Here is an 8,593-nt window from a genome sequence, read left to right as displayed (position 1 = left end):
AGTGAACGGCATTAGAGCATTGGCTCTCCTTTTTTGTGTCTGTCATTTTTGTAGCGCAATCTAGCGTAAGAAGCTTGCTAGCGATTAAACGCTGTTTCTATGGCTGCAATATTTCAGGATCTTCCATTTCAACCATTGGTGTTTGACCGACGTTGTCGCGCAGCTTTTGCCACAACCCACCAAGGTATTCATGCCAGTAGAGTTCGGTTTGCTCTAGGTAGCGTGCTTTTGGTGCGTACTTCTGCCATGGCTGCTCGATGTCATCAATCGCCATAAAGTTCGTTGGTGCTGGGATTGGTTTAATACCCGCAGCGTTGAACTCATACAAAGCACGTTTCATGTGGCTAGCAGAAGTCACTAACACAATATCTTTTTGTTTTACGAAGGCTGCCGCTTGGCGTGCTTCTTCCCAGGTGTCTTTCGCGTCTTCCAACAAAATGATATCGGATTTAGCAACGCCAAGAGAAAGCGCAACGTTCGCCATCATACGAGCATGGCTTATTTCAGAGCCGCCAGCGTAGCCAGACAGAATGAGTTTTGCGCCTGGGTACATACGCAAAATACGAATGCCTTCGGTGAGTCGCATCAGTGCTGTGCGACTTAATTGAGAAGTGGGTGGGATCTCATTGTCCACCACATGTCCGTTACCAAGCACCATGACATAGTCAACGGTACCAGAAACAGGTAAAAACGCTTTGTACTCGCGCTCAAGAGGCATTAACAGCTTAGTTGAAACAGGTTGGAAGGCAACAAGAAAAATGCCGACGAAAGAGAATAGAACAACAAAGCAGCCAGTTTTACGTTTTGTGGTAAAACTAATGAGAGCAAGACCTAACAAGCCTATGATTAACAATGCCGGAAGTGGCATAAGCAAGGCAGACATTACTTTTTTCAGCTCAAACATACGAAAATAGTCCGAAAAAACATCAATTGATTATAAAAATGAGGTTGACCCTCTTTATTCCTGCTTTCCTTGTGACAGAATAGCGTCACAATCCGATATGATAACTCAGCAGAAGTGACAGAAGACCGCAATTTCGACGATATCGCCCACAAATTTGCAAAAAATATTTACGGCTCCGATAAAGGGGAGATCCGTCAAATCATTGTGTGGGAAGATTTTCTACAGATTCTAAGTGAATTAGGCGCCGACCATCAAGCTCTACAAGTCCTTGATGCTGGTGGTGGTTTAGCACAAATGTCGCAAAAGCTTGCTAAGCTCGGACATCATGTCGCTTTATGTGATCTATCTTCGGAAATGCTGCAACTAGCGAAACAGGATATTGAAAAAAACGGTTTGCTTGAGCAGTATCGCCTGATTCATTCGCCTGTCCAATCCATTGGTGATCACATGGAAGCGCAGGTGGACCTTGTCATGTTCCATGCTGTCATGGAGTGGTTGGTAGACCCGAAAACCGCACTCGAAACCGTTTTGGAACAGGTCAAGCCGGGGGGCATCGCTTCGGTTATGTTCTATAACCACCACGGCTTAGTCTATAAAAATGTGGTTTGTGGCAACATTCCTCATGTTTTAGACGGCATGCCTCACCGAAAAAGATTTAAACTACAGCCACAAAAAGGCCTAAAACCCGAAGAGGTCTATCAATGGATAGAAGATTCTGGTTTTAGTATTTGTGGAAAATCTGGTATTCGTTCATTCAGTGATTACATAGGCAATATGGAATACATGGGCGATTACGAGTTTGAAGATGTGTTGGCGCTAGAAAAACAACTTTGTCGACAAGAGCCATACCTCTCATTAGGCCGCTATATTCATGTGTGGGCTAAGAAGAACGATAAACAGGAATAACGATGAGTGAGATGACTCTCAATGCTGCAGAGCAACCAATCGATGAGTTGGTTGGCTGGGTAAAGCAGCACGATTTCTCGTTGAACCTGACCACTGAGCGACTGGCATTTTTGATTGCTATCGCAGTACTAAGTAATGAAAGGTTCGATGAAGAATTGGGTGAAGGTGAATTGCACGACGCATTTGCCATCGTCACTCGACTTTTTGATGAGACCGGCGAAGCTTCGGCTTTCCGTGCGAACAATGCCATCAACGAGATGGTTAAACAGCGTCTTATGAGCCGTTTTGTCAGTGAGATTACTGACGGAGCGAGCATTTACCGCTTGTCGCCATTAGCGATAGGAATTACCGACTACTACGTGCGTCATCGCGAGTTCTCGAAACTGCGTCTTTCTATCCAGCTATCGATGGTAGCGGATGAAATGGCAAAAGCGATTGAAGCGGCACAAAAGGGTGGCACTCCAGGCCACTGGAAGAAAAACGTTTATGGAATTTTGAAATATTCTGTAGGCGAAATCTTCGATCAAATCGACCTTAACCAACGTGTGATGGATGAGCAGCAACAGTCTGTTAAACAACAGATTGCTGACCTGCTTAACAAAGACTGGCGTGAAGCGATCAACAACTGTGAAGCGCTTCTGTCAGAAACATCCAGCACGTTGCGTGAACTTCAAGATACGCTGCAAGCTGCCAGCGATGAACTGCAAACTCAGATCCTAGACATCCAAGAAATTGTTTATGGTGACCCTGAGCTTGAGTTTATCGAAGAAGCTTTGTTTGGTCTGCAGATGAAACTGGACCGAATCACAAGCTGGGGCCAGCAAGCGATCGATCTTTGGATTGGCTACGACCGACACGTGCACAAGTTTATCCGTACCGCGATCGATATGGATAAGAACCGTGCGTTTAGCTCGCGTCTGCGCCAGTCCGTGAAAGACTACTTTGATTCGCCTTGGTATCTGACTTATGCAGATGCGGAAAGGCTTTCTGACCTTCGTGATGAAGCCCTAGTACTGCGTGATGACGAGGTAACAGGTCAAGTTCCGATGGAAGTGGAATACGAAGAGTTTCAACAAGTCAATGATGAGTTGGCGGAGCGAATTGGTGACATGCTGAAAGCGCATAAAGACCAAGGCGCACCAATTGATCTGAGCGTGGTACTGCGAGATTACCTTGCACAGCACCCATACACTCATCACTTTGATTTAGCTCGCATTGTCGTTGATCAGGCGGTACGTCTGGGTTACTCAGAATCCGACTACCAAGCTGTTCAGCCAGACTGGAAAGCAATCAACGAATTTGGGGCAAAGGTACAAGCGAATGTCATCGACCGATACTAATGAATACATGTCAGAGAATCTGGCAAAAGCAATTTCTAACCCTCTGTTCCCAGCGCTAGATAGCATGCTTCGAGCAGGGCGTCATATCTCAAGTGAAGATCTAGACAACCACGCGTTGTTGTCGGATTTCGAACTTGAGCTTTCTTCTTTCTACCAGCGCTACAACACCGAACTGGTGAAAGCGCCAGAAGGTTTCTTCTACCTTCGTCCACGTTCAACATCTCTGATTGGCCGTAGTGTCCTTTCTGAACTGGATATGCTGGTGGGTAAGGTACTGTGTTTCCTTTACCTAAGCCCAGAGCGTCTTGCGCACGAAGGCATCTTCACTAACCAAGAGCTGTACGACGAACTGCTTGCACTAGCAGATGAAAATAAGCTGATGAAGCTAGTGACGAACCGTGCGACTGGTTCAGACCTTGATAAAGAAAAGCTGTTTGAAAAAGTACGTACGTCACTTCGTCGTCTGCGCCGCCTAGGCATGATCATCAACATCGGTGAAACCGGTAAATTCAGCATCAGTGAAGCGGTATTCCGCTTTGGTGCCGATGTACGTGTTGGCGATGATATGCGTGAAGCGCAGTTGCGTCTGATCCGTGATGGTGAGGCGGTAGTGCACACCAAAGAACCAAGTCAAGGCAGCCTATTGTCTGAAGAAGATCAAGACGACCAAGCCCAAGAAGAAACAACAGAAGAGGGTGAAGCATGAGCATGATTGAACGCGGTAAATACCAATCGCTGACCATGGTCAACTGGAACGGCTTCTTTGCCCGTACGTTTGACATCGATGGTCTGGTCACCACGCTATCAGGTGGTAACGGTGCCGGTAAATCAACCACAATGGCGGCGTTCATCACGGCATTGATTCCTGACCAAACGCTACTGCACTTCCGTAACACGACAGAAGCAGGCAGCAGCCAATCGTCTCGCGACAAAGGTTTGTACGGTAAGCTACAGCCGGGCGCATGTTATGCGGCGCTAGACGTGGTGAACTCACGTAACCAACGCCTATTGTTCGCAGTAAAACTGCAGCAAGTTGCGGGTCGTGATAAGAAAGTAGACATCAAACCGTTTGTTATCCAAGGTCTTCCAAGCCATGTGAAACCAACGGATATCTTGATTGAAAGCGTATCAGCGACTCAAGCTCGTGTACGTCAAATCAACGAAGTAAAAGAATCGATCGCAGAATTTGAAGGTGTTCAATTCAAAGCGTTCTCTTCTATCGTGGATTACCACGCGCAAATGTTTGAATTCGGTGTGATTCCGAAGAAACTGCGTAACTCTGGTGACCGTTCTAAATTCTACCGCCTGATCGAAGCATCGCTTTACGGTGGTATCTCAAGTGCGATTACACGCTCGCTACGTGACTACCTTCTACCACAAAACGGCGGCGTGAAGAAAGCGTTCCAAGATATGGAATCGGCGCTGCGTGAAAACCGCATGACGCTAGAAGCGATCAAAACCACGCAAGCAGACCGTGATTTGTTCAAGCACTTGATCACAGAGTCGACTAACTACGTGGCGGCGGACTACATGCGTCACGCGAACGATCGTCGCAATAAGCTAGATAAAACACTGTCATTGCGTTCAGAGCTGTTCGGTTCTCGTGAAACTCTTGTTGAGCAAAACAACCTGCTTAACCGCGTTCAAGAAGAACTAGAACTGTTAGTTGAGTCGGAAGCGGCATTAGAGCAAGACTACCAAGCGGCTTCGGACCACTTGCAACTGGTGCAAAACGCACTGCGTCAGCAAGAGAAGATCGAACGCTACCAAGAAGATCTTGAAGAGCTAAGTGAGCGTCTTGAAGAACAAATGATGGTAGTGGAAGAAGCGCAAGAACGCGTGATGATGGTGGAAGAGCAGGCGACCGTTGCGGAAGAAGAGGTGGATAGCCTTAAGACGCAACTGGCGGACTACCAACAAGCACTCGACGTTCAGCAAACTCGCGCGCTTCAATACCAACAAGCGGTTCAAGCGCTGGAAAAAGCGAAGCAGCTACTTGGCGATGACAGCCTAACGGCTGAATCGGCACAAGCGCTTGTCTCTGAGCTTAAGAGCAAAGAATCAGAAAGCACCAACGCGTTGCTATCGGTTAAGCATAAACTGGACATGTCTTCTGCAGCAGCAGAGCAGTTCGAAACCGCGCTTAAACTGGTACAAAGCATCGTTGGTCAAGTTGAGCGTAAAGACGCGTCTGAACATGCGAAAACCGCAATTGCGAAAGCGCGTGAATCTCAGCAAGTCGCGCAAAACGAACAGCAATGGCGTGCACAGCACCGTGACCTTGAGCGTAGCCTTAACCAGCAGTGTCAAGCACGTGAGCTAGTCAACGAATACCAGAAGCAGTTCCATGTTGAACTGACTGACGAAATCACGTTTGAACAAGAACGTGAGCGTCATGCGATGCAAATCGACTCGCTAGAAATGACGCAAGAAGACGTGCGTGAGCAACGCAGCGAACAGCGTCGTCTAGAGCAAGATGCAGCAGCGGAAATCAACAAGCTAGAAGCCATTGCTCCAACATGGATTGCGGCGAACGATGCGCTAGAAAAACTGCGTGAGCAAAGTGGCGCTGAGCTAGAAGATAGCCAGTCAGTCATGAGCCAAATGCAAGTGGTGCTTGAGCAAGAGAAGACCCTTTCTCTGGCGAAAGACAAACTAGCAGAGCGTCGCAGCCAACTTGACTCTGAGATTGAGCGTCTTGCTTCTCCTGGTGGTTCAAACGACCCTCGTCTGAAAGGTTTGGCAGATACACTGGGCGGCGTATTGCTGTCTGAGATCTACGATGACATCACAATTGATGACGCGCCTTACTTTAGTGCGATGTACGGTCCGGCTCGTCACGCTATCGTTGTTTCTGATCTGTCTGGTATCGAAGAGAAACTGGTAGAGCTAGACGACTGTCCAGAAGACTTGTACATCATTGAAGGTGACATCGATGCCTTTGATGACAGCTCATTCGACGCGGAAGAGCTAGAAGGCGCGGTTTGCGTTCGCATGAACGATCGCCAAATGCGTTACTCTCGCTTGCCTGAAATCCCACTGTTTGGTCGTGCGGCACGTGAGCAGCGTTTAGAGCTATTACGTAACGAACGTGAAGAAGTAGTCGAGAAGCACGCGAAAGCAGCATTCGATTCGCAAAAAATGCAGCGTCTGTACCAAGCGTTCAACCAGTTTGTGGCAAGCCACATTCAAGTAGCATTTGAAGCTGACCCAGAGCAAGCATTGGCAACCATTCGCGACAAGCGTAACCAAATTTCTCGCGTACTGGCTGATCTGGATGCGAAAGAGCAACAACAACGTTCTCAACTGCAAACCAGCAAGCAAGCGTTGTCTTCTCTAGACAAGCTAGCACCAAACATGGCACTGATTGAAGATGAGTCGCTGCAAGCGCGCTTTGATGAGTTGGAAGAGAAAATCGCCCAACTTTCAGAAGCAAAAGCTTTCCTAACCAACCACGCGAAAGCGGTGGCGGAATTGGAAAAAGTGGCGGTTGCCCTAGATGCCGATCCAGAGCAATTCGATGCGCTAGAAGCAGAATACAAAGCGGCAGACGAACAGCTACAAGATCTTAAGAAGCAAATCTTCGCACTCTCAGATCTTGTTGAACGTCGCCACTACTTCGCTTACTCAGATTCAGTAGACTTATTGAACAAGAGCAGCGAACTGAGCGAGCAGCTAAAAGCGAAATTGGTTCAAGCTGAACAAATGCGTACACGCTCTCGTGAAGAGTTGAAGCAATCGCAAGGTCAAATGAACCAATACAACCAAGTATTGGCTTCTCTGAAGAGTTCGCACCAAGCGAAACTGGAAACGGTTCAAGAGTTCAAACAAGAACTTCAAGAGTTTGGCGTTAACGCGGACGAAGGTGCAGAAGAACGTGCAATGCGTCGTCGTGACGAACTGCATGAGCGTCTACACACGTCTCGTAGCCGTAAGAGCGAATACGAGCGCACGATCACCTCTACTGAGCTAGAGATGAAAGGTTTGGCGAAACGTCTGAAGAAAGTTCAGAAAGAATACGTTGAGCTGCGTACGTTCGTGGTTGCTGCTAAAGCTGGCTGGTGTTCAGTACTTCGTTTGGCGCGTGAGAACGATGTTGAGCGTCGTCTACACAAGCGTGAACTGGCTTACATGTCAGCGGATGAACTGCGTTCAATGTCGGATAAATCATTGGGTGCGCTGCGTCTAGCGGTTGCGAACAATGACGACCTACGTGATGCGCTGCGTCTGTCAGAAGACAACGCACGTCCAGAGCGTAAAGTTCTGTTCTACATCGCGGTTTACCAACACCTTCGTGAGTGTATTCGTCAGGATATCATCCGTACTGATGATCCAGTGGAAGCAATCGAAGAGATGGAAGTAGAGCTAGCGCGTCTAACAGAAGAGCTAACCCAACGTGAAAACCGCCTAGCGATCAGCTCTGAGTCGGTAGCGAGCATCATCAAGAAGACGATTCAGCGTGAGCAAAACCGTATCCGTATGCTGAACCAAGGTTTGTCGAACATCTCGTTCGGTCAGGTGAAGGGCGTACGTCTAAACGTGAAGATCCGCGAAAGTCACGAAGTGCTACTGAATGGTCTAGCGACACAGCAAGAGCAGCATAAAGATCTGTTTGAATCGACTCGTTTTACCTTCTCTGAAGCAATGGCGAAACTGTTCCAACGCGTGAACCCACATATCGATATGGGTCAACGCTCTCCTCAGGTTCTGGGTGAAGAGCTACTGGATTACCGTAACTACCTAGAGCTAAGTGTAGAAGTGAACCGTGGTACAGATGGTTGGCTACAAGCTGAGTCTGGCGCGCTATCAACAGGTGAAGCGATCGGTACCGGTCAGTCAATCCTACTGATGGTAGTGCAAAGCTGGGAAGAAGAGTCTCGTCGTCTACGCAGTAAAGACATTGTGCCTTGTCGTCTGCTCTTCTTGGATGAAGCAGCACGTCTGGATGCCAAGTCTATCGCGACATTGTTCGAATTGTGTGACCGTCTGGATATGCAGCTTCTTATCGCGGCACCAGAAAACATCAGCCCAGAGAAAGGCACGACCTACAAACTCGTGCGTAAGGTGTTTAAAGACCACGAGCATGTACACGTAGTTGGTCTGCGCGGTTTTGGTCAAACGGATAAGCCTAAGACTGAAGAGCAAGAGATGATTGAAGAGTTTGAATCGTAAACTCCGAATCTAATAAAGCAAAACGCCCGCAATGATTGCGGGCGTTTTTGTTTGTGCTACTTTTAAATCTTGGCCTAGATTTATTAAATTTATACTCAGGCTCATACCAAATCACAGATAATCTTAATCGTTCAGGTTCTTTCTAGTAAATTCCGATGTGTTGAAGCTAACGATTAATTATAGCTACTGGTATTACTTGAAACGTTTGTACCTTGATTCAATTCAAAATAATCAATAGTCTAGTCATTTCTATCAAGAGAGTTGAAGGATA

5 protein-coding genes are annotated in these 8,593 nt (G+C 47.4%); 4 read left to right on the top strand and 1 reads right to left on the bottom strand.

What is annotated here, in order from left to right:
* Nucleotides 1-97 precede the first annotated feature (97 nt).
* The gene (elyC, locus tag KIV40_RS08540; protein ID WP_005426158.1) at nucleotides 98-904 is read right to left on the bottom strand and encodes an envelope biogenesis factor ElyC; all 807 of its coding nucleotides are present in this window, start codon (nucleotides 902-904) and stop codon (nucleotides 98-100) included.
* A 114-nt stretch (nucleotides 905-1,018) separates the two neighbouring features.
* Between elyC and cmoM the strand changes: the two genes are divergently transcribed.
* From cmoM to mukB, 4 genes are read left to right on the top strand one after another with little or no spacing between them, the layout of a single operon-like run.
* Nucleotides 1,019-1,810 carry a tRNA uridine 5-oxyacetic acid(34) methyltransferase CmoM gene (gene cmoM, locus KIV40_RS08535; protein ID WP_005532800.1) on the top strand — a complete coding sequence of 264 codons (792 nt, stop codon included), beginning with the start codon at nucleotides 1,019-1,021 and terminating at the stop codon, nucleotides 1,808-1,810.
* Between the two features lie 2 nt (nucleotides 1,811-1,812).
* Nucleotides 1,813-3,150 carry a chromosome partition protein MukF gene (mukF, locus tag KIV40_RS08530; RefSeq protein WP_134977989.1) on the top strand — a complete coding sequence of 446 codons (1,338 nt, stop codon included), beginning with the start codon at nucleotides 1,813-1,815 and terminating at the stop codon, nucleotides 3,148-3,150.
* A complete protein-coding gene (gene mukE, locus KIV40_RS08525; RefSeq protein ID WP_005532796.1) occupies nucleotides 3,131-3,856 on the top strand; it encodes a chromosome partition protein MukE in 726 nt (241 codons plus the stop codon). Before mukF ends, mukE begins: the two co-directional genes overlap by 20 nt.
* Nucleotides 3,857-3,858: 2 nt before the next feature.
* A complete protein-coding gene (mukB, locus tag KIV40_RS08520) occupies nucleotides 3,859-8,322 on the top strand; it encodes a chromosome partition protein MukB (protein WP_285348681.1) in 4,464 nt (1,487 codons plus the stop codon).
* The last annotated feature ends 271 nt before the right edge of the window (nucleotides 8,323-8,593 follow it).

This window comes from Vibrio sp. D173a, from assembly GCF_030248475.1.
The sequence above is the reverse complement of the archived record's forward strand: the minus strand, read 5'-3'. Positions and strand labels throughout refer to the sequence as shown.